Source organism: Actinosynnema pretiosum, assembly GCF_002354875.1.
Classification (GTDB): Bacteria; Actinomycetota; Actinomycetes; order Mycobacteriales; family Pseudonocardiaceae; genus Actinosynnema; species Actinosynnema auranticum.
Genome location: NZ_CP023445.1, coordinates 1 through 23,442, shown reverse-complemented (window position 1 = coordinate 23,442; position 23,442 = coordinate 1). Strand labels below are relative to the sequence as shown.

The 23,442-nt window shown below is 70.1% G+C and carries 20 protein-coding genes, 2 tRNA genes and 1 pseudogene; 6 read left to right on the top strand and 17 right to left on the bottom strand.

The window, feature by feature from the left end; all coding sequences use genetic code 11:
* Positions 1–229: 229 nt before the first annotated feature.
* A complete protein-coding gene (pknB, locus tag CNX65_RS00110) occupies positions 230–2,275 on the top strand; it encodes a Stk1 family PASTA domain-containing Ser/Thr kinase (RefSeq protein ID WP_096490936.1) in 2,046 nt (681 codons plus the stop codon).
* 114 nt (positions 2,276–2,389) lie between these two features.
* On the opposite strand, the gene CNX65_RS00105 is transcribed toward pknB, so the two are convergent.
* A complete protein-coding gene (locus CNX65_RS00105; protein ID WP_096490935.1) occupies positions 2,390–3,031 on the bottom strand; it encodes an aminodeoxychorismate/anthranilate synthase component II in 642 nt (213 codons plus the stop codon).
* 65 nt (positions 3,032–3,096) lie between these two features.
* Here CNX65_RS00105 and CNX65_RS00100 point away from each other — a divergent pair, with 65 nt between their 5' ends.
* The gene (locus CNX65_RS00100; RefSeq protein WP_096490934.1) at positions 3,097–4,443 is read left to right on the top strand and encodes an FAD-dependent oxidoreductase; all 1,347 of its coding nucleotides are present in this window, start codon (positions 3,097–3,099) and stop codon (positions 4,441–4,443) included.
* A 46-nt stretch (positions 4,444–4,489) separates the two neighbouring features.
* On the opposite strand, the gene CNX65_RS35905 is transcribed toward CNX65_RS00100, so the two are convergent.
* Both CNX65_RS35905 and CNX65_RS00090 read right to left on the bottom strand, forming a co-directional pair.
* Positions 4,490–4,648 carry a hypothetical protein gene (locus CNX65_RS35905; RefSeq protein ID WP_096490933.1) on the bottom strand — a complete coding sequence of 53 codons (159 nt, stop codon included), beginning with the start codon at positions 4,646–4,648 and terminating at the stop codon, positions 4,490–4,492.
* A 1-nt stretch (position 4,649) separates the two neighbouring features.
* The gene (locus tag CNX65_RS00090) at positions 4,650–5,933 is read right to left on the bottom strand and encodes a class E sortase (protein ID WP_309142037.1); all 1,284 of its coding nucleotides are present in this window, start codon (positions 5,931–5,933) and stop codon (positions 4,650–4,652) included.
* A gap of 138 nt (positions 5,934–6,071) precedes the next feature.
* Between CNX65_RS00090 and crgA the strand changes: the two genes are divergently transcribed.
* Together crgA and CNX65_RS00080 are read left to right on the top strand one after the other, a co-directional pair.
* Positions 6,072–6,338 carry a cell division protein CrgA gene (crgA, locus tag CNX65_RS00085; protein WP_096490932.1) on the top strand — a complete coding sequence of 89 codons (267 nt, stop codon included), beginning with the start codon at positions 6,072–6,074 and terminating at the stop codon, positions 6,336–6,338.
* A 232-nt stretch (positions 6,339–6,570) separates the two neighbouring features.
* Entirely contained in the window at positions 6,571–6,993 is a 423-nt protein-coding gene (locus CNX65_RS00080; RefSeq protein ID WP_012782652.1) for a PH domain-containing protein, read from the top strand.
* Between the two features lie 241 nt (positions 6,994–7,234).
* Here the strand turns inward: CNX65_RS00080 and CNX65_RS00075 are convergent, their stop codons facing one another.
* Together CNX65_RS00075 and CNX65_RS00070 are read right to left on the bottom strand one after the other, a co-directional pair.
* Entirely contained in the window at positions 7,235–7,984 is a 750-nt protein-coding gene (locus CNX65_RS00075) for a rhomboid family intramembrane serine protease (RefSeq protein ID WP_232519649.1), read from the bottom strand.
* A gap of 146 nt (positions 7,985–8,130) precedes the next feature.
* Positions 8,131–8,679 carry a peptidylprolyl isomerase gene (locus CNX65_RS00070; protein WP_096490930.1) on the bottom strand — a complete coding sequence of 183 codons (549 nt, stop codon included), beginning with the start codon at positions 8,677–8,679 and terminating at the stop codon, positions 8,131–8,133.
* 94 nt (positions 8,680–8,773) lie between these two features.
* Between CNX65_RS00070 and CNX65_RS00065 the strand changes: the two genes are divergently transcribed.
* Positions 8,774–9,379 carry a hypothetical protein gene (locus tag CNX65_RS00065; protein ID WP_157767418.1) on the top strand — a complete coding sequence of 202 codons (606 nt, stop codon included), beginning with the start codon at positions 8,774–8,776 and terminating at the stop codon, positions 9,377–9,379.
* Positions 9,380–9,461: 82 nt separating this feature from the next.
* On the opposite strand, the gene CNX65_RS00060 is transcribed toward CNX65_RS00065, so the two are convergent.
* Positions 9,462–10,007, bottom strand: a complete 546-nt coding sequence (locus CNX65_RS00060; RefSeq protein WP_096490928.1) for a DUF2020 domain-containing protein — start codon at positions 10,005–10,007, stop codon at positions 9,462–9,464.
* Between the two features lie 136 nt (positions 10,008–10,143).
* Between CNX65_RS00060 and CNX65_RS00055 the strand changes: the two genes are divergently transcribed.
* Positions 10,144–10,575, top strand: a complete 432-nt coding sequence (locus tag CNX65_RS00055) for a DoxX family protein (protein ID WP_096490927.1) — start codon at positions 10,144–10,146, stop codon at positions 10,573–10,575.
* A gap of 338 nt (positions 10,576–10,913) precedes the next feature.
* Here CNX65_RS00055 and CNX65_RS00050 read toward each other — a convergent pair.
* The 11 genes and pseudogenes from CNX65_RS00050 to dnaA all read right to left on the bottom strand — a co-directional run bounded on the left by CNX65_RS00050 (position 10,914) and on the right by dnaA (position 23,342).
* Positions 10,914–10,986 (bottom strand) — tRNA-Ala (locus CNX65_RS00050).
* Positions 10,987–11,031: 45 nt separating this feature from the next.
* Positions 11,032–11,142, bottom strand: a pseudogene (locus tag CNX65_RS36555) (DLW-39 family protein); the annotation flags it as partial.
* Between the two features lie 36 nt (positions 11,143–11,178).
* Positions 11,179–11,252: transfer RNA gene (locus CNX65_RS00045), tRNA-Ile, on the bottom strand.
* Between the two features lie 54 nt (positions 11,253–11,306).
* Positions 11,307–12,164: a DUF3566 domain-containing protein gene (locus CNX65_RS00040; RefSeq protein WP_096490926.1), complete on the bottom strand. Its 858-nt coding sequence runs from the start codon at positions 12,162–12,164 to the stop codon at positions 11,307–11,309.
* 34 nt (positions 12,165–12,198) lie between these two features.
* Positions 12,199–14,718 carry a DNA gyrase subunit A gene (gene gyrA / locus CNX65_RS00035; RefSeq protein WP_177154570.1) on the bottom strand — a complete coding sequence of 840 codons (2,520 nt, stop codon included), beginning with the start codon at positions 14,716–14,718 and terminating at the stop codon, positions 12,199–12,201.
* 46 nt (positions 14,719–14,764) lie between these two features.
* Complete coding sequence (gyrB, locus tag CNX65_RS00030; protein WP_096490925.1) at positions 14,765–16,738, bottom strand: DNA topoisomerase (ATP-hydrolyzing) subunit B; 1,974 nt, start codon at positions 16,736–16,738, stop codon at positions 14,765–14,767.
* Positions 16,739–16,976: 238 nt separating this feature from the next.
* The gene (locus CNX65_RS00025) at positions 16,977–17,408 is read right to left on the bottom strand and encodes a DUF721 domain-containing protein (protein ID WP_012782642.1); all 432 of its coding nucleotides are present in this window, start codon (positions 17,406–17,408) and stop codon (positions 16,977–16,979) included.
* A 187-nt stretch (positions 17,409–17,595) separates the two neighbouring features.
* Entirely contained in the window at positions 17,596–18,711 is a 1,116-nt protein-coding gene (recF, locus tag CNX65_RS00020) for a DNA replication/repair protein RecF (RefSeq protein WP_096490924.1), read from the bottom strand.
* A gap of 7 nt (positions 18,712–18,718) precedes the next feature.
* On the bottom strand, positions 18,719–19,651 hold the full coding sequence (gene gnd, locus CNX65_RS00015; RefSeq protein ID WP_157767965.1) for a phosphogluconate dehydrogenase (NAD(+)-dependent, decarboxylating): 933 nt from the start codon (positions 19,649–19,651) through the stop codon (positions 18,719–18,721).
* A 23-nt stretch (positions 19,652–19,674) separates the two neighbouring features.
* The gene (gene dnaN, locus CNX65_RS00010; RefSeq protein ID WP_096490922.1) at positions 19,675–20,811 is read right to left on the bottom strand and encodes a DNA polymerase III subunit beta; all 1,137 of its coding nucleotides are present in this window, start codon (positions 20,809–20,811) and stop codon (positions 19,675–19,677) included.
* Between the two features lie 797 nt (positions 20,812–21,608).
* Positions 21,609–23,342, bottom strand: coding sequence for a chromosomal replication initiator protein DnaA (dnaA, locus tag CNX65_RS00005; RefSeq protein WP_096490921.1), 1,734 nt, complete (start codon positions 23,340–23,342; stop codon positions 21,609–21,611).
* Positions 23,343–23,442 lie beyond the last annotated feature (100 nt).

The following is a 23,442-nucleotide window of genomic DNA, read 5'->3' as shown; positions in this document are numbered from 1 at the left end:
CCTTGACCGGGCACGGCGTCGAGCCCGAGGTCCGCTCGGAGCGGGGCGGCGCGCCCGCGGACGCGAGGCGGTGCCGGGTGAGCGAGCTGGAGCCCGAGGGAGAGGTGCCGATCGGTTCACGGGTGCGCGTCACGTGCGTGCCCACCTGAACCGGGGGGCGGCAGGCTGAACGCGCACGACGGGCACGACAAGGCTTGAGACCGTTGACGAGGAGCGGGACGAAGCACTGATGAGCACTCCGCGACTGCTCTCCAACCGCTACGAACTCGGGGAGACCCTCGGCTACGGCGGCATGTCCGAGGTCCACAAGGGCAAGGACGTGCGGCTCAGCCGGGACGTGGCGATCAAGGTGCTCCGCGCCGACCTCGCCCGCGACGCCCAGTTCCAGGAGCGGTTCCGTCGTGAGGCCCAGAACTCCGCAGCGCTGAACCACCCCGCCATCGTCGCCGTGTACGACACCGGCGAGACCGAGACCCAGTACGGCCCGCTGCCCTACATCGTCATGGAGTACGTGGACGGGCGGACGCTGCGCGACATCGTCAAGACCCAGGGCCCGCTGTCGAACAAGCGCGCCATGGAGGTCATGGCGGACGTGTCGGCCGCGCTGGACTTCAGCCACCGGCACGGCATCGTGCACCGCGACGTGAAGCCCGCGAACGTGATGATCACCCGTTCGGGCGCCGTCAAGGTCATGGACTTCGGCATCGCGCGCGCCGTGCACGACGGCCAGGCCGCCGTGACGCAGACCGCCGCGGTGATCGGCACCGCCCAGTACCTGTCGCCCGAGCAGGCGAAGGGCGAGGCGGTCGACGGCCGCAGCGACGTGTACGCGTCGGGCTGCGTGCTGTTCGAGCTGCTCACCGGCGAGCCCCCGTTCACCGGCGACTCGCCGGTCGCGGTGGCCTACCAGCACGTGCGGGAGGAGCCGAAGTCCCCGTCGTCGCTGAACCCGAAGGTGTCGCCGGCGCTGGACTCCATCGTGCTCAAGGCGATGGCCAAGGGCCCGGCGAACCGCTACCAGTCGGCCGCCGAGCTGCGCGCCGACCTGGTCCGCGTGCTGTCCGGCCAGCGGCCGTCCGCGCCCGTCGTGATGACGAGCGAGGAGCGGACCGCGCTGCTGGACCAGCAGTCGCCCTCGGCGCCCGCGCGCACCGAGGCGGTGCAGACGACGAGCGGCGGCGGCAGGCACCGGCAGTCGGCGGTCCGCGAGCGGGAGCGGGAGCGCGACCGCGAGGACACCGGCAACTACAGCGCCGCGCTGGAGGAGGAGCGGGAGCGCCTCGCCGCGCGCAGGCGGATGTGGATGATCACCATCGTCGCCCTGCTGTGCGCGGGCGTGCTGGCGCTGGCGATCTGGATCACCACCTCGCTGCTGGGGAGCACCGAGTCCTCCGGCGGCGACCCCAAGCAGGTCACGGTGCCGACGCTGGTCGGCAAGTCCAGCTCGGAGGCGCGCAGCGCGCTGTCCGACGCCGGGCTGGAGATAAACCTGCAGCTGGTGCCGTGCCAGCCGGGCAGCCAGCCCAAGTGCGACCCGGCCAAGGACGTCGACCGGGTGCTGGAGACCAGCCCCGCGAGCGGCAAGTCGGTCGACCGCAACAGCAAGATCACCGTCATGGTGGGCACGAACCCCGACGACATCGAGGTCCCCGACCTGACCGGGCTGAGCGTCGCGGACGCGCAGGCCAAGCTCGGCGAGGACTGGAAGCTGGACACGAACCAGGAGCGGGTGGAGACCAGCGACCCGGCGAAGGTCGACAAGGTCGTCGAGCAGAACCCGATGCACGGCACGAAGGCCCCCAAGGGCACCACGATCACGATCAAGATCGGCAAGGAGCCCGAGGCCGTCACGCTGTCCAACGTGATCGGCGTGCAGGAGGACGACGCGCGGGCCTCGCTGGAGCAGTCGGGCTTCAAGGTGCAGGTCAAGCAGGTCGACAGCGCCACCGACGCGGGCCAGGTCATCGCGCAGGACCCCGGCGCGGGCCGGGTCGAGAAGGGCTCCACGGTCACCCTCAGCGTGTCCAAGGGCAACATGGTCTCGATGCCGGACCTGCGGGGCATGACCGAGACCGAGGCCAAGGCGGCGCTGCGGCTGCTCCAGTGGAACGGCGACCTGCAGACCAGCAAGACGCCGGTGAGCGACCTGTCCCAGGACCGCAAGGTCCAGTCCCAGCAGACCTCCCCCGGTTCGGCGATCACCAAGGCGCAGCGGATCACCGTCGTCGTCGGCGAGTTCCGGCCGGGCGCGAGCAGCGCTCCCCCCAGCAACTAGCCCCAGCGACCAGCCCGCGGCGACCGGGCCCCGGAACCGGGGCGGTGGAACGCGGAAGGGCCCTCCCGGAGCTGCCGGGAGGGCCCTTCGCCGTCTGAGCGGACGCGGAACGGCCTAGCGGCGCGCCGCCGCGGCCAGGTCCCTCATGTTGCGCTCCAGGCCGCCCACGACGGCCTCAGGCACCTCGTAGCCGCACACCGCCAGCCAGTTGGCCAGCATCCGGTGGCCGCCGTCGGTGAGCACCGACTCCGGGTGGAACTGGACGCCCTCCACGGGCAGCTCGCGGTGCCGCATCCCCATGACGACGCCGCCCTCGGTCCGGCAGGTCACCTCGAACTCGTCGGGGATCGTCTCCGGCAGCACGGTCAGCGAGTGGTAGCGGGTCGCGGTGAACGGCCGGGGCAGCCCGGCGAGCACGCCCGCGCCCTCGTGGTGCACCACCGACGTCTTGCCGTGCAGCAGCTCGGGCGCCAGGTCGACGGTCGCGCCCCACACCGCGCCGATCGCCTGGTGGCCGAGGCACACGCCGAACACCGGGACGCCCGAGTCGACGCACCAGCGCACCACGTCCATGCTCCGCCCGGCCCGGTGGGGCGTGCTGGGACCGGGGCTGACCAGCACCCCGCCCGCCGCCGCGACGTCCGCGGGCTCGACCTCGTCGTTGCGCTTGACCACGCACTCGGCGCCGAGCTGCGCCAGGTACTGGACGAGGTTGTAGACGAAGCTGTCGTAGTTGTCGACCACCAGCACGCGCATGGCGCCAGGGTAGCCGTGAGGAACCTCTCTCCGGTACTGAACTAAGGCCCACCTAACCTTAGGGTATGAGTCGTTCCCTGCGCGTCGCCGTGGTCGGCGCGGGCCCCGCGGGCATCTACGCCGCCGACATCCTGACCAAGTCCGACGCCGAGGTCTCCATCGACCTGTTCGAGCGGATGCCCGCCCCGTACGGTCTGATCAGGTACGGCGTCGCTCCCGACCACCCCCGGATCAAGGGCATCGTCAACGCGCTGCAGAAGGTGCTCGACCGGCCGGAGATCCGCTTCTTCGGCAACGTCGAGTACGGCGTGGACGTGAAGCTGGAGGACCTGAGGCAGCACTACGACGCCGTGATCTTCTCGACCGGCGCCGAGAAGGACCGGGCGCTGGACGTGCCCGGCATCGAGCTCGACGGCAGCTACGGCGCCGCCGACTTCGTCTCCTGGTACGACGGCCACCCGGACGTGCCCCGGACCTGGCCCCTCACCGCCTCGCAGGTCGCCGTGCTCGGCGTCGGCAACGTCGCGCTGGACGTCGCCCGCGTGCTGGCCAAGACCGCCGACGAGCTGCTGACCACCGAGATCCCCGACAACGTCTACGAGGGCCTCAAGTCCAGCCCCGTCACCGACGTGCACGTGTTCGGCCGCCGCGGCCCGGCGCAGGCGAAGTTCACCCCGCTGGAGCTGCGGGAGCTGGACCACTCGCCCAACGTCGAGGTGATCGTGCACCCCGAGGGCATCGACTTCGACGAGGGCAGCATGGCCTCGATCCGGTCGAGCAAGCAGGTCGAGATGGTCGTGAAGACGCTGCAGGAGTGGGCGCTGCGCGACGTCGGCGACCGGCCCCGCAGGCTGCACCTGCACTTCCTGGAGGCCCCGGTCGAGGTGACCGGCGAGGACGGGAAGGTCGTCGGCCTGCGCACCGAGCGCATGGAGCTGACGGGCGACGGCAACGTGAGGGGCACCGGCGAGTTCACCGACTGGCCGGTGCAGGCGGTGTACCGGGCGGTGGGCTACCTGTCCACGAGCCTGGTCGACCTGCCGTTCGACACCGCGTCCGGCACAGTCCCGCACGCCGGGGGCCGCGTGGTCGACCTGGACGAGCAGCCGCTGCCGGGCGTGTACGTCACCGGCTGGATCAAGCGCGGCCCGGTCGGCCTGATCGGCCACACCAAGGGCGATGCGCTGGAGACCGTCACGAACCTGCTGGCGGACGCCGACGCGCTGCCCGCCTGCCAGTTCCCGGAGCCGGACGCGATCGTCCGGTTCCTGGAGCAGCGCGCCGTCCCGTTCACCACGGTGGAGGGCTGGCTGAAGCTGGACGCGCACGAGAAGGCGCTGGGCGCCGAGCGCGGTCGCGAGCGGGTCAAGGTCGTGGACCGGGAGACGATGACCTCGGTCTCCCGGTCCTGACGATCACCTTCCGGTGATCACGGGCTGACGGTCGCGAGCCGACCGGTCACTGCTCGGTCGTCACCTGGTTGAACGGGAGCATCGGCTCCGCCCAGGGGAAGACGACGAACATCAGCAGCGCCACCACCCCGGCCGCCAGCACGACGGCCTCGAGGACCCGAACCGGCAGGGGGCCGGGGAGGTGGCGCCAGATCCAGGAGTACACCTCACTGCTCCTTGAGCTCGGGGGGCAGGAAGCCGTCCGACTTCGGGTAGTGCTGGGCCAGCGTCGCGTGCACGATCAGCCGCTGCTTGTCCGAGAAGCGCGGGTGGCACGTGGTCAGCGTCATCAGCGACTTCAGCTGGTCCTCGGGGACCTGGGCCTCGTTGTACGGGACCTCGTTGATGACCTCGCCCGCCGAGGGCAGCACGATCTCCTGGCCCTGGGTCTTGGAGTACGGCCCGCTGAGCGGCCCGACGTCCTTGCACCTGGGGTCGGACGCGCGCGAGGCCCAGCCCGCGACCTCGCTGTTCTTCGGCAGCATCCGGTAGACGAACCAGGACGCCTGGGTCTCCACCACGATCGCGTCGCACGAGTTGAGCAGGTCGAGGTCGTTGAACGGCGAGCCCTTGCCGACCCGGTGGCCCGCGACCGCGAAGTTGCCCTTCTCCCCCGGCAGGGCGGTGCCCTTGTAGTGGCCGGGACCGGTCTCCAGGTCCTTGTCGGTGGTGCCCTCGACGATGGAGAACTTGTAGTCCGCCCCGAACACCGGGATGTAGATCTTCGCGAACGCCTTGCCGTCGAGCAGGTCGTACTTGACCTCGCGCTGCGGGTCGGCCGCGACGGTGTTCGAGTCCTTCCACTCCTCGTCCAGCGCCGAGGTGACGTCGTCCTGCTTGCCCGCGGAGATCAGGTCGGTGACGTAGACCTCGTAGACCACGAACAGCAGCACGACGAGGCCGAGCGTGATCAGCGCCTCGCCGGTGCCCCGCACGACCTTGCGCAGCGGGCCCTCGGGCGGGTACTCCGGCTCGTGCCGGTCCGCCTCGGCGCGCTCGTCCCGGTCGAGGTCGTCCTGCGGGTCCTCGTAGTCGTCCCGGTCGTCCTCGAACCTGGGGATGACCTCCGTGGGAGGCTCGACGGGCCTGCGCGGCGCGCGGTGGCGCGGCGGCGCGACGGGCCGTCCCGGAGGCGGGGGCAGGCTGTGCCCGACGGGGTGCGCGTACTGCGTCGGCGCGTCGCCGACCGGCCGGAGCACCTGCGTCGCCTCGTCCTGGGGCGGGCGCTGCTGGGAGTGCCGGGGGCCGCGCGGCGCAGGCCGGGGGCCCTGCGGCTGCCTGGCGACCTGGGTGGTCGGCTGCTGCGCGGACCAACCGCCGCCCTGGGGCGGGGTGGGCGGGCCGCCTGGTCCACCACCGGACGCCTGCGGGGCTGGGTACGGCCTCGGGCGCTGAGCGTGCGGCGGCTGTCCCGACGGTCCGCCGCGCGTCGCGGGCGGGTCGAAGCTCACCTGAGAAACCTCCCGGCCATGACTCCAGTCCAGCACAGTGCTTCTAGGACCTGCTCGGTTACGTTAACGTGTTCCCCCAGCGGTGGGCGTTAACTGACGCGCCCACCCAGGCCTATCCACCGTCAGGCGAGGACAGCCATGCCCAAGTCCAAGGTCCGCAAGAAGGCCGTCTACACGGCGCCTGCCGATCGACGCACCCCGGTGAAGGTCAAGGCAGCAGGTCCTTCGCACCCGTTCTACATCACGGTGATGCTGGGTGTCATGCTGCTCGGCCTCGCCTGGTTGGTGGTCAACTACATCGCGGGCGAGAAGATCCCGGTGATGATGGACCTCGGGTCGTGGAACTTCGGCATCGGCTTCGCGCTGATCATCGTCGGCCTGCTGATGACGATGCGCTGGCGCTGACCGGCAGGCGTGGCACAGCACTCCGGAGGGGCCGGGCGCACTGCGCGCCCGGCCCCTCTCGCGTGTCCGGCCTGACCTGACCGGGTGAACAGCGGGTGACCGGAGCGCGGGGCCGCGAGTCATCCCCAATGGGGACAACTCCTGTGGACAACTTTGCGCCAAATCGCACAAGCGCCGGTCCAGGGCGGGAGTTGTCCACAGGCCCGTCCCGGAGTGCGGGACACTCACGGGTGTGACGTCACCTCCGCCCACCCGGTCCTGGGCCCCGAATCCCGCGTTCGTGGCCCTCGCGGGAGCACTGGCCGTAGTCGTGCTGGTGCTGCTGCTCATGTCCCCCGACGCCCCCTCCCGCGTGATGCTCGGCCTGGCCGTCGCGCTGCTGGGGTGGATGTCCCTGCAGGGCGCGCTGGTGCGCCCCAAGCTGGCCGTTGATGAGACGGGTCTGACCGTGCGCGGGTTGCGCCGGGAGCACCACATGGCCTGGCACGAGGTGAAGGTGCGCCTGCAGAGCACCCGCAGGCTGGGGCGCGTGGTGCGGACCCTGGAGCTGGACTGGGAGCGGGGCGAGGACGAGCGCCTGGTGGTGCTCACCCAGCTCGACCTGGGCGCCGATCCGCAGGACGTGGCCGAGGTGCTGCACGCGCTGCGGCCGTGAGCCCGCCTGCGACCCGCCCGACCCGATCAAGCTTAGCCCCGGACGGGTGAGCGCCGAGTGGCGCTCATCACCGTCCTCGGCATTCCACAGGTGTCGCCCCCACCTGTGGACAACTGCCCCGCCGCGTCCGGTCGTCCGCACCGGGCGCGGTCGGGCCGGGGGCGACACCCCCGACCCCCGCTCCCGCTTCAGGTGAACTTCCGGTGTCCCGGCCGTCGGGGTCCCGAACCGCTCGCGGGGCTCAGCCCACGAGCACGGCGGTGCGGACGGCGGTGAGCACGACCAGCGCGACGGCGAACGCCACGACCGCCCCCGCCTGCCACCGGACCCGCTGCGGCCCGCGCGGCGCGTAGACCAGCGCCGCGGTGACCGCCGCGCCGACCGCGATGCCGCCCAGGTGCCCGAGGATCGAGATGTTGGGCAGCGAGAAGCTCAGGAACACGTTGATGGCGATGATCGCCAGCACCGGGGTGGCGTTGAGCCGCCGCCTGAGCAGCACGACGAGCAGGGAGCCCATCAGGCCGTAGATCGCGCCCGACGCGCCCGCCGTGAGGGAGACGACCTCCTCGAACAGGTACACGGACGCGCTGCCGCCCAGCAGGGACAGCAGGTAGACCGCGAGGAACCTGGCGCGCCCGAGCACGGGCTCCAGGTCGCGCCCGAGGATGTACAGCGAGGCCATGTTGAGGCCGATGTGCGTGACGCCCAGGTGCAGGAAGCCGGACGTGACCAGGCGCCACCACTCGCCGAGGGCGACGAAGTAGGGGACGAGCGCCCCCTCCTGGGTCACGCCGCTCTGGAAGACGTCCCGGTCGGTCACGCCGCCGCCGAGGTAGGCGGTCAGCGCGAACAGCGCGAGGTTGACGACGATGAGCACGGGGACCACGAGGAGCCTGCGCCCCGTCGAGGCGTGCGTGGCGCCCTCCACCGTGCGGGCCTGCCGCGTGGTGCGGGCCCCCTCGGTGACGCAGTCGACGCACTGGAAGCCCACGGCCGCCTCGCGCAGGCAGTCGGGACAGGCGGGGCGTTCGCACCGCGCGCACAGCAGGCCGGTGGCCCGATCGGGGTGTCGCGCGCAGGCCGCTTGGCCTGGTTGCGCCCCGATCGGGCCGCCGGGTGGTACCGGAGTGCCTGCCACTAGGCCTTCTCGATCGTGACCTTCTCGATGACGACGTCGTTGACCGGGCGGTCGGCCGCACCGGTCGGACCGTTCTCGATGGTGTCGACGACGTTGCGGGACTCCTGGTCAGCGACCTCGCCGAAGATCGTGTGCTTGAAGTTCAGCCACGAGGTCGGCGCGACCGTGATGAAGAACTGGGAGCCGTTGGTGTTGGGCCCGGCGTTCGCCATCGCGAGCAGGTAGGGGCGGTCGAACTTGAGCTCCGGGTGGAACTCGTCGGCGAACTTGTAGCCGGGGCCGCCGCGACCGGTGCCCGTGGGGTCACCGCCCTGCAGCATGAAACCTGCGATGACCCGGTGGAAGATCGCACCGTCGTAGAAGGGCCCGCTGGCCTCGCCCTTCGCGTTGGCTTCGGTGTACGCCTTCGTGCCCTCGGCGAGGCCCACGAAGTTCGCCACCGTCTTGGGGGCGTGGTCGGGGAAAAGGTTGATCTTGATGACGCCCTGCGTGGTGTGCAGGGTCGCCGTCACCTTGCGCCCGACGAGCGATTCGTTGCTGTCTGCCACCTCCCCATCGTGCCATCTACCGGCGCTGTGGTTGGGGAAGGGGCAGGATGGGTATTGCCGAAATGTGACTGTCCGACAGCTTGTGGAGCGCGATATGGATGAGGTAGACGCCATGACCCGAGCAGGCGAGTCGGCGGGCAGGGCAGTGGGAACGGGTCTCCGCGCCGCCCGCCGGGGAGCGGTTCGCGCTGGTCACGCCAGCGCTGACGCCGCGGCCCAGTGGGCCGGGAAGCTCGAGGGCAAGCTCGCCGAGCGCGGGGTGACCGCCGACCACGTGCGCGGCGTCGTCGCCGATCGCGCCGGCCTGCTCGTCGAGCGCGCCGAGCTGGTGGAGAAGCAGACCAGGCGCAGCCGCCGCAAGCTCGCGAAGAGGGCCAAGGCGGTCCGCAAGGACGTGGCGAAGGCCACCGAGCGGGCCCGCAAGGAGGCCGGTGTCCGCGCCAAGGACATCCGCAAGGCGGCGAAGCAGGCGCGCAAGGAGTTCGGGAAGCCCCAGAAGTCCTCGCGCAAGTGGCCCTGGGTGCTCGGCCTGCTCGCCGCGGGCGCGGTCGCGGGCTGGGCGGCGCTGAACAAGCGCCCGCAGGAGGTGCTCCTGGAGGAGGAGGCCCCGCTGCACCCGCTCAACGGCGACATCCCGTCCTCCGGCACGACCGACCGGGACGCCGCGTCCCGCAACGGCCGGGTCACCGAGCGGAGCTGACGCCCCGAACCCACCACGAACCGCGAGCGCCCGTCCTCCAAAGCAGGGGGACGGGCGCTTCGCGCGCTCCGGGCGGCCTGGCTCAGCCCGCCAGGCCCTGGACGACCAGCTTGGCGATCTGCTTCGCCTTGATGGTCTGCTTCTGGTTGCTGGTGATGACGACGGCGTCCCCGGCCTTGGCGACCGCGTACACGGCGCCCGCGTCGGTGGCCATCGACCCGCCCTCCCAGCCCGCGGGCTCGGTGGCGGGGTTGGAATCGGCGATCGGCGCCGCCTCGTTGACCAACGCCTTGGCCGTTGTGGCGTCACCCCGGTACACCCGAACGGTCAACTGGATCTCAGTCGCGTTCGCGTAGAAGAAGCACGCGGGATTCGTCTTGTCGCTCGACAGCATCACCTTGGGCACGAGCTGCCCGTTGGCTTGAGCGACCTCGGACTTGTCCAGATAGGGGCAGGTGCCCTCGACCGCCGGTTCGGGCGCCGGGGGCGGCCCGCTGGGCGTGGAGGACGTGGTGACCTGCGTTGACGCGGGCTGGGATGCCTGCGCCGAGGTCCCGCCGGGGCTTTCCTGACCCCCGCACGCGGTGAGCGCGCCGAGGATCAGCAGGGAGGGCAGCAGTCGCTTCATGGCGCGGCAAGTCAACCAGATCGCCGACAGACCCCAGACAGCGAATCGACAGCGTGACGATCTAGGCACGTAACGTGAAGACCGTTAGCTTGTCCTTACCTGCCACTCGCCCCTGCCAAGTGAGGACTGAATCGAAATGAGCTTGTTGGACCGTGGTCGGGAGCAGTTCCTCTCGATCTTCCGGATCGTGATCGCCTTCTTCATGATCTGCCACGGAGCCCAGAAGGTCTTCGGCGTGCTGGGCGGCAAGGGCGGCTTCTCGCCCATGAACTGGCCCTCGGGCCCCGCGGGCCTCATCGAGGTCATCGGCGGTGCGCTCGTCCTGATCGGTCTCTGGACCCGCGTGGCGTCGATCATCGTCTCCGGCGCCATGGCCTACGCCTACTTCGTCGTCCACCAGCCGATGGGCCTGCTGCCCATCGAGAACAAGGGCGAACTGGCGGCGGTCTACTCGTGGGCCTTCCTGCTCCTGGCCTTCACGGGTCCGGGCGTCTGGGCGGTGGACACCATCCTGGCCTCCAGGAAGAAGAACGCCGAGAACCGGGAGCTGGCGAACACCGCAGCCTGACAGCACGGCACTTCAGCACCAACTGACAAGGGCGTCAGCGAGGAACCAGGGGCCCGCACCCTCCCGGCCGGGGGTGCGGGCCCTTCCACGTGCGGGGGAAAAGCCCCCGCGCGCCACCGGTGCTCCTGATCGGTGCTCTTGATCACAAAACAAAAAAACCCCGGCCCAATAGGGTCGGAGCAAGAAAGCACCCTCGGCACGACTACCGCAGATCAGGACCACCACAGGGGGGCCGGGGGCGAAGCCCTCCGGGTGGGGTCCGGGGCCGCGCCCCCGGTGAAATGACGAAGGCCGACCCGGTTCGCGCTCTCCGCGAACACAGATCGGCCTCGGCCGAGTGGAGACGAGGGGAATCGAACCCCTAACCCCCGCCTTGCAAAGGCGGTGCTCTGCCAATTGAGCTACGTCCCCTCGCGGGGGGCGGCAGAACGAACCGCCCTCGCGGTGTCAGTTGGCCGGAGCAGTGGCCTCGCGCCACAGGTCAGCGTCGGCCTTGGCCGCACGACTGCGCTTGACGAAGAACAGGACCGCACCGGCGACTGCGACAAGTGCGATGATCTTCTTCACAGTGTTCCCCTCTGAGCAATCCCTGGATACATCCGGTGGGCCTAGGAGGACTTGAACCTCCGACCTCTTCATTATCAGTGAAGCGCTCTAACCGCCTGAGCTATAGGCCCTCGGGGCAACGACGAGAAGACTACAACACGACCCGCCGTTGCCCCAAATCGGGGTCACTCGCGCTCGGAGAGCGTGACCTCCAAGCCGCCTGCGAGATCGGCCGAGACGTTGTAGACGAAGGCGCCGACGGTGGCCAGCGCGGTGAACAGGACGATGTTGACCGCGCCCACGATGGCGGACACGCCGAACACCCGACCCGCGCTGATCAACGGGTCACCGCTGGCCTCCTCGCTCTGGAGGAGGTCGTTCGCGGTGTTGTTGATCTTGTCCCACACGCCCATGCCGTTCAGCACGCCGTACAGCACGCCGACCGCGACCAGCCAGACGAAGAACAGCGCCACGCTGAGCACGAGCGCGAGCTTCAGGACCGACCACGGGTCGACCCGCTTCACCTGCAGGCTGGCCCGCCGGGGTCCCCTGCCGGGGCGGCGCGCCGAGGACGACGCCTGCGGCCTCGACTGGTTGCCCAGGTTCACCGCCGTGCGCGGCGCTGCCGCCGCGGCGGCAGCCGCCGGGGCGGCGCCGGGCGGGACCGGCTTGGCCACCGCCACCGTGTCCTGGTCCAGCGACGGGAAGACCGGCGACGCCGGGGCCCCCGCCTCGGCGGGCTTCACGTCGTCGCCCGGCCCGACCTGGGCGGCCTCGCTGTAGCCGCCCTCGCTGGTCGAGCGCTGCCACGGCGGGGGCGTCACCGCCACCGTGGGGCTCTCGTCCGCGGGCTTCTCCGGGGCCTTCGCGGCCTCCGGAGCGGCGGCGGGCGCGGCGGTGGTCACGACCTCCTCCGGCTTCTTCTTCTCCGGTTCACCCGATGACGCGGCTGCCGCCTCGGGCGCCTTGGCCGCCTCGACGCTCGGCCGGGTGATCACCGCGGTCTTGTCCGCGTCCCGGTCCTCTTTCTCGGGTGGAGTCACGAGCTGTCCTCAACCTCTCGTCGTCCGCGCTGCTTCAGTTGGCAGGCTCGGTCGCCTGATCCTCTTCACCGGTGGAGACGTCGGCGGGCTCGTCCGCGTTGCGCGCGACCGCGATCAAGGTCGACTTCTCCCCGAGGTTCATCAAGCGAACGCCCTTGGTCTGCCTACCCGCTTTGCGGATCTCCTTGGCGCTGGTCCTGATGACCCCGCCCGCGGAGGTGATCGCGTACAGCTCGTCCTCGACGTCGACGATGAGAGCTCCCACAAGCCTCCCACGCCTGCGGTCGTGCTGGATCGTCAGCACGCCCTTGCCGCCCCGCCCCTGCACCGGGTAGTCCTCGATCGGGGTGCGCTTGGCATACCCACCGTCGGTGGCGACCAAAACGAAGAGCCCTTCCTGCACCACGCCCATCGACAGCAGCTCGTCGTCGCTGTTGAAGCGCATCCCCTGGACGCCGGAGGTCGCGCGGCCCATCGGGCGCAGGACGTCGTCGCTGGAGTGGAACCGGATGGACTGGCCGTCCTTGGACACCAGCAGCAGGTCGTCGCCCTCGCCGGTGAGCACCGCGCCGACCAGCTCGTCCTCCTCGCGGAGGTTGATGCCGATCAGGCCGCCGGAGCGGTTGGAGTCGAAGTCCGACAGCTTGGACTTCTTCACCAGGCCGTTGCGGGTGGCCAGCACCAGGTACGGCGCGGCCTCGTAGTTCTTGATCTGGATGACCTGGGCGATCTCCTCGTCCGGCTGGAACGCGAGGAGGTTCGCCACGTGCTGGCCGCGCGCGTTGCGGCTGGCCTCGGGCAGGTCGTAGGCCTTGGTGCGGTACACCCGGCCCTTGTTGGTGAAGAACAGGATCCAGTCGTGCGTGGAGCACACGAAGAAGTGCTGCACGATGTCGTCCTGCTTGAGCTGCGCGCCCTGCACGCCCTTGCCGCCGCGCTTCTGGGCGCGGTACAGGTCGGTCTTGGTGCGCTTGGCGTAGCCGGTCCGGGTGATCGTGACGACCACGTCCTCGACCGCGATCAGGTCCTCCATGGACACGTCGCCGTCGAACGGGACGATCTTGGTGCGCCGGTCGTCGCCGTGCTTGTCGACGATCTCCAGCAGCTCCTCGCGCACGATGGCGCGCTGCCGCTCCGGCTTGGCCAGGATGTCCTTGAGGTCCGCGATCTGGAGCTCGATCTCGGCCAGCTGGTCGATGATCTTCTGGCGCTCCAGGGCCGCCAGGCGGCGGAGCTGCATCTCCAGGATCGCGTTGGACTGGATCTCGTCGACGGACAGCAGCTCCATCAGGCCGGTGCGCGCCGACTCGGTCGTGTCCGACCGGCGGATCAGCGCGATGACCGCGTCGAGCTGGTCGAGCGCCTTGACCAGGCCGCGCCAGACGTGCGCCCGCTCCTCCGCCTTGCGCAGCCGGAACTTGGTGCGCCGGACGATGACCTCGATCTGGTGCTTCACGTAGTGCCGGATCATCTGGTCCAGGCGCAGCGTGCGGGGCACCCCGTCCACCAGCGACAGCATGTTGACGCCGAACGAGTACTGGAGCTGGGTGTGCTTGTAGAGGTTGTTCAGCACCACCTTCGCCACCGCGTCGCGCTTGACCGTGATGACGATGCGCATCCCGGAGCGGCGGTTGGACTCGTCGGCGATGTTCGAGATGCCGTTGATCTTCTGGTCGCGCACCAGCGACGCGATGTTCTCGACCAGGTTGTCCGGGTTGACCTGGTAGGGCAGCTCGGACACGACGAGGATGGTGCGCCCCTTGGCGTCCTCGTCCATCTCGACGACCGCGCGCATCTTCACCGAGCCGCGACCGGTGCGGTAGGCGTCCTCGATGCCCTGGGTGCCGAGGATCTGCCCGTAGGTCGGGAAGTCCGGCCCCTTGATGCGGGCGATCATGGCCTCCAGGGTCTCCTCGTCGGAGGCCTCCGGGTTGTCCAGCGCCCACACCACGCCGTCCGCGACCTCGCGGAGGTTGTGCGGCGGGATGTTGGTGGCCATGCCGACCGCGATGCCGGACGAACCGTTGATGAGCAGGTTCGGCACCCGCGACGGCAGGACCGTCGGCTCCTGGATGCGGCCGTCGTAGTTGTCGCGGAAGTCGACGGTGTCTTCCTCGATGTCCGCGAGCATCCGCATGGCCAGCGGGGTGAGGCGGCACTCGGTGTACCGCATGGCCGCCGCCGGGTCGTTGCCCTGGGACCCGAAGTTGCCCTGGCCGTCGATGAGCGGGTACCGCATCGCCCACGGCTGGGCCAGGCGCACGAGGGCGTCGTAGATCGCCGAGTCGCCGTGCGGGTGGTAGTTGCCCATCACGTCGCCGACGACGCGGGCGCACTTGTTGTAGCTGCGCTCGGGCAGGAAGCGGGAGTCGAACATCGAGTACAGCACGCGCACGTGGACCGGCTTGAGGCCGTCGCGCACGTCCGGCAGGGCCCGTCCCACGATCACGCTCATCGCGTAGTCGATGTACGAGTTCTGCATCTCCTGCTGGAGGTCGCGCGGCTCGGTGCGGTCGCTTCCGCCGCCGATCGGGGGCAGGGTCGTCTCGCTCACTGTTCTTCTTTCCTGGGAGAGGACAACGGGCTACGGGCGGGACGGGTCACACGTCGAGGAAGCGGACGCCCTTGGCGTTGCGGGTGATGAAGGACCGGCGGGCTTCCACGTCCTCGCCCATCAGCACGCTGAACAGCTCGTCGGCCGCGGCGGCGTCGTCCATCGTCACCTGGAGCAGCACCCGGTTGGCCGGGTCCATCGTGGTCTCCCACAGCTCCTCGGCGTTCATCTCGCCCAGGCCCTTGTAGCGCTGGATGTTGTCGTCCTTGCCGATCTTCTTGCCTGCGGCGAGGCCCCGCTCGATCAGGCCGTCGCGCTCGCGGTCGCTGTAGGCGTACTCCGGCTCGGACCGCTGCCACTTGATCTTGTACAGCGGCGGCTGCGCGAGGTACACGTGCCCGTGCTCCAGCAGTGGCCGCATGAAGCGGAACAGCAGGGTGAGCAGCAGGGTGCGGATGTGCTGGCCGTCGACGTCGGCGTCCGCCATCAGCACGACCTTGTGGTAGCGCAGCTTGCTGACGTCGAACTCGTCGTGGATGCCGGTGCCCATCGCCGTGATGATCGACTGGACCTCGGTGTTCTTGAGCACCCGGTCGATGCGGGCCTTCTCCACGTTGATGATCTTGCCCCGGATCGGCAGGATCGCCTGGTACATGGAGTCCCGGCCCTCCTTGGCCGAGCCGCCCGCGGAGTCGCCCTCCACGATGTAGACCTCGCACTCCTCCGGGTTGGAGGAGCGGCAGTCCTTGAGCTTGCCGGGGAGGCCGCCGATGTCCAGGGCGCCCTTGCGGCGCACCAGCTCGCGCGCCTTGCGGGCGGCGATGCGGGCCTGCGAGGACGAGACCGCCTTGGTGATGATGGTCTTCGCCTCGTTGGGGTGGCGCTCGAACCAGTCCGCCAGGTGCTCGTTCGTGGACTTCTGCACGAACGACTTGGCCTCGCTGTTGCCCAGCTTGGTCTTCGTCTGGCCCTCGAACTGGGGCTCCTTGAGCTTCACCGAGATGATCGCGGCGAGGCCCTCGCGGATGTCGTCGCCGGTGAGGTTGGCGTCCTTCTCCTTGATGAGCTTCTTGTCGCGCGCGTACTCGTTGACCACGCGGGTCAGCGCGGCGCGGAAGCCCTCCTCGTGGGTGCCGCCCTCGTGCGTGTTGATCGTGTTCGCGAAGGTGTACACCGACGGCGTGTAGCCGGTGTTCCACTGCATCGCGACCTCGACCTCGAGGTCGTCGCCCTTGGCCTCGAAGCTGACCACCTTCTGGTGGACGGCCTCGCGCGTGTGGTTGAGGTGGCGGACGAAGTCCTCCAGGCCGCCGGGGTAGTGGAAGACCCGCTCGCGGACCTTGGCCACGTGGCCCTCGGCGTCGGCCTCCTCGGCGCCCTCCTCGGCGACCCGCTCGTCCCGCAGGACGATGCTGAGCCCCTTGTTGAGGAACGCCATCTCCTGGAGCCTGCGCGAGATGGTCTCGATGTTGTAGTCGGTGGTCTCGAAGATCGCCGGGTCGGCCCAGAACGTGATCGTGGTGCCGGTCTCGGACGTCGGGACGCCCCGCTCCAGCTCGTGCGCGGGCTTGCTGGCCTCGAAGCGCTGGTTCCACGTGAAACCCTGGCGCTTGACCTCGACGTCGACGGCGGTGGACAGCGCGTTCACCACGGAGATGCCGACGCCGTGCAGGCCGCCGGACACCGCGTAGGAGTCGCTGTCGAACTTGCCGCCCGCGTGCAGCTTGGTGAGCACGACCTCCAGGGTCGGCTTGCCCTCCACCGGGTGGAGGTCGACCGGGATGCCGCGGCCGTCGTCGACGACCCGGACACCGCCGTTCGCCAGCAGCGTCACCACGACCTTGGAGGCGTAGCCCGCCATCGCCTCGTCGACGGAGTTGTCCACGACCTCCTGGATCAGGTGGTGCAGACCGCGCTCCCCGGTGGAGCCGATGTACATGCCGGGGCGCTTGCGGACCGCTTCCAGCCCTTCCAGCACGGTGATCGACGACGCGCCGTAATCCTTCTTCTGGGCTGCCACGGGCCTGGTGTCTCCTCGAACTGGAGCGACAGGGATGCCGCAACTCTGCGGCAGATTGGTAACGCTTACCCAAGAGTCTACCGGGGCACACCGACAGGAGCGCATCAAGGACGCACCTCAGTTGCTCACAGAAGCCCGGAAGCGACTCACAGCGAGGGGCGACCGCCAACCCCTGCTCCGGAAAGCGCTGCCGCCCGCTCACCGCGCCACAGGATCGACGCTGCGGACCGCCCTCGGCTCACCCGTAGGTGTCGCGCGGACCACGCCCCGAAACGTGCCTGGGGCCGTAGCGCCAGCTTGGCGCGGCGGGACCCAGCACCTTGAGCCGCTTGACGACGTTCGGGCCCAACCCGGCGGCGATCTTCTTCAGCAGCTCCCGCTGGAGCAGTCGCAGCTGCGTCGCCCACGCCGTCGAGTCGGCCTGGACGGTCAGCTCGCCGTCCTCGAACGACACCGGCTGCGCGTGCTCGGCGACGTCCTCCCCCACCAGCTTCGGCCACTGCGCGATGACCTGGCCGCCCCTGAGCTTCTCCGCCCACCCCCGGTCGGCGGCGATCCGGGACGCGAGCCTGCCCAGCGGCTGCGGGTCGCGGTCGTCCGGGCCGGGACCGGACCAGGTGCGCCTGCGCCTGCGCGCGGCGGCCCCGCCGGTGGCGCGCCTGCTCCGCACGCCGCGCGCCTTGTTCGCCGCGCGGGCGGCCTCCAGCGCGGCGCGGGCGAGGTCGGAACCCCGCAGAACACCCTCAGGAGCGGGTTGAGGTGTGGAAACTCCCCCGGAAGTGGGCGAGTTATCCACACTATCCACAGGTTTATCCCCAGGTGTGGATCGAGTCACACCCGTTCGGTCTAGCGGCGGCTCAGTCACGCCGCACCTCCCCGTGGCCGACGTGGAACCGCACGGCGTCCAGCTCCTCGGGCACGTCCTCGGCGACCGCGGCGGTGATGAACACCTGCTCGGCCGCCGCCGCCACCTTCGCCAGCTGCCGCCGCCTGCCCCGGTCCAGCTCGGCGAACACGTCGTCGAGCACCAGCACCGGCTCGGCGCCCTCCTCGCGCAGCAGCTCGTACGCGCCCAGCCGCAGCGCGAGCGCGAACGACCACGACTCGCCGTGGCTGGCGTAGCCCTTCGCGGGCAGCTCCCCCAGCGACAGCTCCAGGTCGTCCCGGTGCGGGCCGACCAGGCACACCCCCCGGTCGATCTCCTGCGGGCGCAGCCGGTGCAGCTCGGCGAGCAGCGCGTCCTCCAGCACCTCCCGGTCATGCGCGCCGGGGAACGCCTCCCCCAGGCTCGACCGGTAGGACAGCAGCGCGGGCCGCGACTCGGGGGCCACCTCGGCGTACGCGGCGGCGGCGTGCGGGGCGATCGCGGCGACCAGGTCGAGCCTGGCCGCGAGCAGCTCGGCCCCGTGCCTGGCCAGGTGCCCGTCCCACACGTCGAGCGTGCCCAGCTCCGCCGACCGCACCGAGCGCACCGTCTTCAGCAGCGCCCCGCGCTGCCGCAGCACCCGCTCGTAGTCCGAGCGCACCCCGGCGTACCGGGGCGCCCTCAGGGTCAGCAGCTCGTCCAGGAACCGCCTGCGCTCGCCGGGGTCGCCCCGGACCAGCGACAGGTCCTCCGGCGCGAACAGCACCGTGCGCAGGATGCCGAGCACGTCGCGGGGCCGGGGAACCGGGCCGCGGTTGACCCGCGCCCGGTTCGCCCTGCCCGGAGTGATCTCCAGCTCGACGAGGAGCTCGCGCCCCTCGTTGACCACCGCCGTCCGGACGACGGCGCGCTGGGCGCCGCTCCGGATCAGCGGCGCGTCCGACGCCACCCGGTGCGATCCGAGCGTGGCGACGTAGCCGAGCGCTTCGACCAGGTTCGTCTTGCCGTGGCCGTTGCGACCGACCAGCACGCTGACCCCCGGCTCGAAGGCCAGGTCCGCGTGCTCCCACGACCGGAAGTCGGTCACCTGGAGGTGCCGGACGTACAACTCGGGGTCAGCCCTGCGTGCTGCCGGAACCGGAGGTCGGGCCCGCGGTCTGCACGGCGTGCCCGCCGAACTGGTTCCGCAGCGCCGCGACCGCGCGCATGGCGGGCGAGTCGGACTGGCGCGACGCGAAGCGGGCGAACAGCGCGGCGGAGATCACCGGCGCGGGGACCGCGTGGTTGATCGCCTCCTCGACGGTCCACCGGCCCTCGCCGGAGTCCTCGACGTAGCCGCGCAGGTCGTCCAGCTCCGGGTCCGACTCCAGGGCGTTGACCAGCAGGTCGAGCAGCCAGGAGCGGACGACGGTGCCGCGCTGCCACGCCTTGATGGTGGCGGGCACGTTCTCGACCAGCTCGGAGGCCTCCAGGAGCTCGAAGCCCTCGGCGTACGCCTGCATCAGGCCGTACTCGATGCCGTTGTGCACCATCTTGGCGAAGTGGCCCGCGCCGAGCTTGCCCGCGTGCGCGAAGCCCTCCTCGCGCGGCCCCTCGGGGCGCAGCGCGTCGAAGATCGGCATGGCTCGCTCGACGTCGGCGGCGTCGCCGCCGACCATCAGGCCGTAGCCGTTCTCCAGGCCCCAGACGCCGCCGGACACGCCGCAGTCGAGGTAGCCGATGCCCTTCTCGGCCAGCTTGGCGGCGTTGAGGGCGTCGTCGGTGAACCGCGAGTTGCCGCCGTCGATGACGAGGTCGCCCTCGCTGAGCACCTCGCTGAGCTCAGCGACGGTGTTCCTGGTGATCTCCCCGGCGGGGACCATCACCCAGACCACCCTGGGGCCGGTCAGCTTGGCCGCGAGGTCGGCGAGCGACGTGGTGTCGCTGACGTCCGGGTTGCGGTCGTAGCCGACGACCTCGTGACCAGCGCGGCGGACCCGCTCGCGCATGTTGAAGCCCATTTTGCCGAGGCCGACGATTCCGAGCTGCACGGTCGTTCTCTCCCTGATCGAGTAGATCCCCGCTGAGTGGATCAGCCGGGCAGGCGGACGGGCATGAGCAGGTACACGTAGCCCTCCGCCACCTCCCCATCCTCGTTCACGGGCTTGAGCAGTGCCGGCCTGCTGGGTGTGGTGAAGGACAAGTGCGCCCTCGGCGTCCGCACGGCCTGGAGGCCCTCCAGGAGGTACGTGGGGTTGAACGCGATGGTCACCGGGTCGCCCTGGTAGTCGACGGGCAGCTCCTCCTCGGCGCTCCCCTCGTCGTCGCCACCGGCGGAGAGCTTGAGGCCCGCGTCGCCGAACTCCAGCCTGACCTGCGTGCCGCGCTCGGCGACCAGGGACACCCGCTTGATCGCCTGGACCAGGGTGTCGACGCTGATGATCGCGGCGGCGGAGTGCTCGCTGGGCAGCAGCTGGCGGTACTTGGGGAAGTCCGCGTCGAGCAGCCTGGTGGTGGTGCGGCGGCCGTTGCCGGACAGGCCGAGGAGGCCGTCGTTGGCTGCGAGGGACAGCTCGACCTTCGCGCCGGACGCGCCGAGCGTCTTCGCGGAGTCGTTGAGCGTCTTGGCCGGGACGAGGACGGCGACGTCGCCGAGCGTCTCGTCGGGGGTCCACTCGAACTCGCGCATGGCCAGCCGGAACCGGTCGGTGGCGACGAGCACGAGCTTGCCGTCCGCGATCTCCAGCCGGACACCGGTGAGCATCGGGAGCGTGTCGTCCTTGCCCGCCGCGACGGCGACCTGGGCGACGGCCTCGCCGAAGACCTCGCCGGGGAGCTCGCCCGCGAGCTGCGGCATGGACGGCAGCGCCGGGTAGTCCTCGACCGGCATGGTCGGCAGGCTGAACTTGGCGCTGCCGCAGCTGATGGTCATCCGGGCGCCGTCGACGTTGATCTCGACGGGGTGGTTCGGCAGCGCCTTGGTGATGTCGGCCAGGAGCTTGCCGGAGACGAGGGCCTTGCCGCCGTCGGAGACGGTGGCCGGGACGCCGCACTGGGCGGAGACCTCGTAGTCGAAGCCGGAGACGGTCAGCGCGTCGCCGGAGCCGTCCTCCGCACCCGCGTCGAGCAGGACGCCGCCGAGGACCGGGACGGGCGGCCTGGACGGCAGGCTGCGGGCGACCCAGGCGACGGCGTCGGCCAGACCGTCGCGCTCGACGCGGATCTTCATGGGGCGTCCTTCCTCGGTGCGGCACAGCGGGAGGCGCAACTGGAGCGGTTGCGATCGGGGTGTCCTGGCACGGGTCGCCCCCTGGGGTCGGTGTCCCTGTCCGGACTGGCCTCGACCCCGGGGACTTCAGGCTCACCACCGTAGAGCGTCGACCGCCAGTCCGTCACCTCGGGTCCAGGCCCGATCGACCACCGATCGACCGAGCCCTCCCGCCCTCCCCGCCGCCTGTTTTTCAGTTCTTCTTCTCTTCAAGGGAGAGAACAGCAACAGCAGTAGGGCCTGTGGAAAGTGTGGATAACCGCCGTTTTCGCAGTTCAGAGGTGGTGACCCCCTGTTGATAACCCGGGGATGAACCCGGGGACAACTCGGTGTCCCCGGGGATAACTCAGATGGTCCGCCCATCGGTCCACAGATGCGGTCGACTTATCCCCGGGCTCATCCCCGGGTTTGGGGGTAGTTATCCCCGGGTTCTCAACAACCCCTCGGTAACTCTATGTTGGAATCCCCACACCACAGAGTGACGATTCGTGGAATCGGAACAGACTCACAGTAGAAAATTCCTGCTGTTGGGAATTTTAGTCCGAATATGCAGTTGTCTGTGGATAACTCTGTGGACAACTCGACGGCCGTCCGATGCGCCCGAAACAGTGCTCCCACCTGCGAAAACGCTCCAAGTGGCGGAAAAGCAGAATGGGCGCCCCTCCTCGCGGAGAAGCGCCCATCGGTAGCTCTGGAGCGGTGAACGGTAGTTTTTAGTACGGAATACCGGCCCCCTGCGGGGGCTTGGAAGGCCCAGGTCAGGCCGGATCGACCGGGGGCGCCACCAGGTAGCGCGAGCGCTGCTTGATGCGCGAGGTGAGCTCCTGGACCTGGTCGTAGATGCGCCTGCGCTCGGCCATCTCCTTGCGGATCTTCTTGTCCGCGTACATGACCGTGGTGTGGTCCCGGCCGCCGAACGTCTGCCCGATCTTCGGCAGCGACAGGTCCGTCAGCTCGCGGCACAGGTACATGGAGATCTGCCTGGCCGTGGACAGCACCTTGGTCTTCCCTGGGCCGCACAGGTCCTCGATGGTGACCTCGAAGAACTCGGCGGTCACCGCCATGATGGTGGGCGCGGTGATCTCCGGGACGTGCGAGTCCGGGATCAGGTCGCGCAGCACTATCTCGGCGAGCTGGACGTCGACCGGCTGCCGGTTCAGCGACGCGAACGCCGTGACCCGGATCAGCGCGCCCTCCAGCTCGCGGATGTTCCGCACCACCCTGGCCGCGATGAACTCCAGCACCTCGGCGGGCGCCGCCAACCGGTCCTGCGCCGCCTTCTTCCGCAGGATCGCGATCCGCGTCTCCAGCTCGGGCGGCTGGATGTCCGTGATCAGGCCCCACTCGAACCGCGTCCGCAGCCGGTCCTCCAGGGTCTCCAGCCGTTTCGGCGGCCGGTCCGAGGACACCACGATCTGCTTGTTCGAGTTGTGGAGGGTGTTGAAGGTGTGGAAGAACTCCTCCTGCGTCCCCTCCTTGCCCTCCAGGAACTGGATGTCGTCCACGAGGAGGACGTCGATGTCCCGGTAGCGGCGCTGGAAGGCGACCTTCCGGTCGTCGCGCAGCGAGTTGATGAAGTCGTTCGTGAATTCCTCGGTCGACACGTAGCGGACGCGCATGCCGGGGAACAACCGCTGCGCGTAGTGCCCGACCGCGTGGAGCAGGTGCGTCTTCCCCAGACCGGACTCGCCCCAGATGAACAAGGGGTTGTACGCCCTGGCGGGAGCCTCGGCCACCGCGACCGCCGCCGCGTGGGCGAACCGGTTCGAGGCGCCGATGACGAAGGTGTCGAAGTTGTACTTCTCGTTCAACCGGGTCTGCGAGGAGGCCGGGTTCGCGGGCCGGGTGAACGGCGTCCCGCTCGGCGGGGTCGGCTGACCGCCCGCGCCGCCGGAGAACTTCGGCCAGATCTCGTTGACGGTCGCGAGCGTCTCGCGCTCCTCGTCGCCCTCCTCCGGCTCGGCGTCCGACTCCGCGCCCTCCGCGGGCGCCTGCGCGTTCGCGGGCTGCTCCAGCGGGAGACCGGTCGGGGCCGGGGGCTGCGGACCTGCGGGGCCGTCGGCCTGACCGCCTATGGGCAGCGAGGTCTGGCCGTTCGGGCCGACCGGGCCGAGCACCTGCTGGCCGAAGGTGATGCCGTGCGCGACGCTCGGCGGGACCGGCGGCATGGGCACGGGGATCGGGGTCGTCGGCGGGCCGCTCGCCATCGGCGGCTCCGGCGAGTCCACCTTCACCGCGAGCGAGACCGCGCGGCCGAGCCTGCGGGACAGCGCCGCCGTGATGGGCTCGCGCAGGGCCCGCTCGATCGCCTCCTTGGCGAAGTCGCTGGGCGCCGCGAGCAGGGCCGTCCCGTCGAGCAGGCCGATCGGCCGGGTCACCCGCATCCACGCGCGCTGCTGCGGGGACAGGGTGCTGGACGAGAGGGCGCTGTTCGCCAGCTCCTCCACCACCTGCTCCCACACGAGACCCAAGTCGGCCTGGTGGTCGGACACCTCCGCGCTCCCCTCCCCTCGCACTCCCCCTGTGGAAGACCCCCGCACGGCGGGGAGCGTCCACACGTGGACCCGGAGAATAGAGGTATCCACAGAGTTA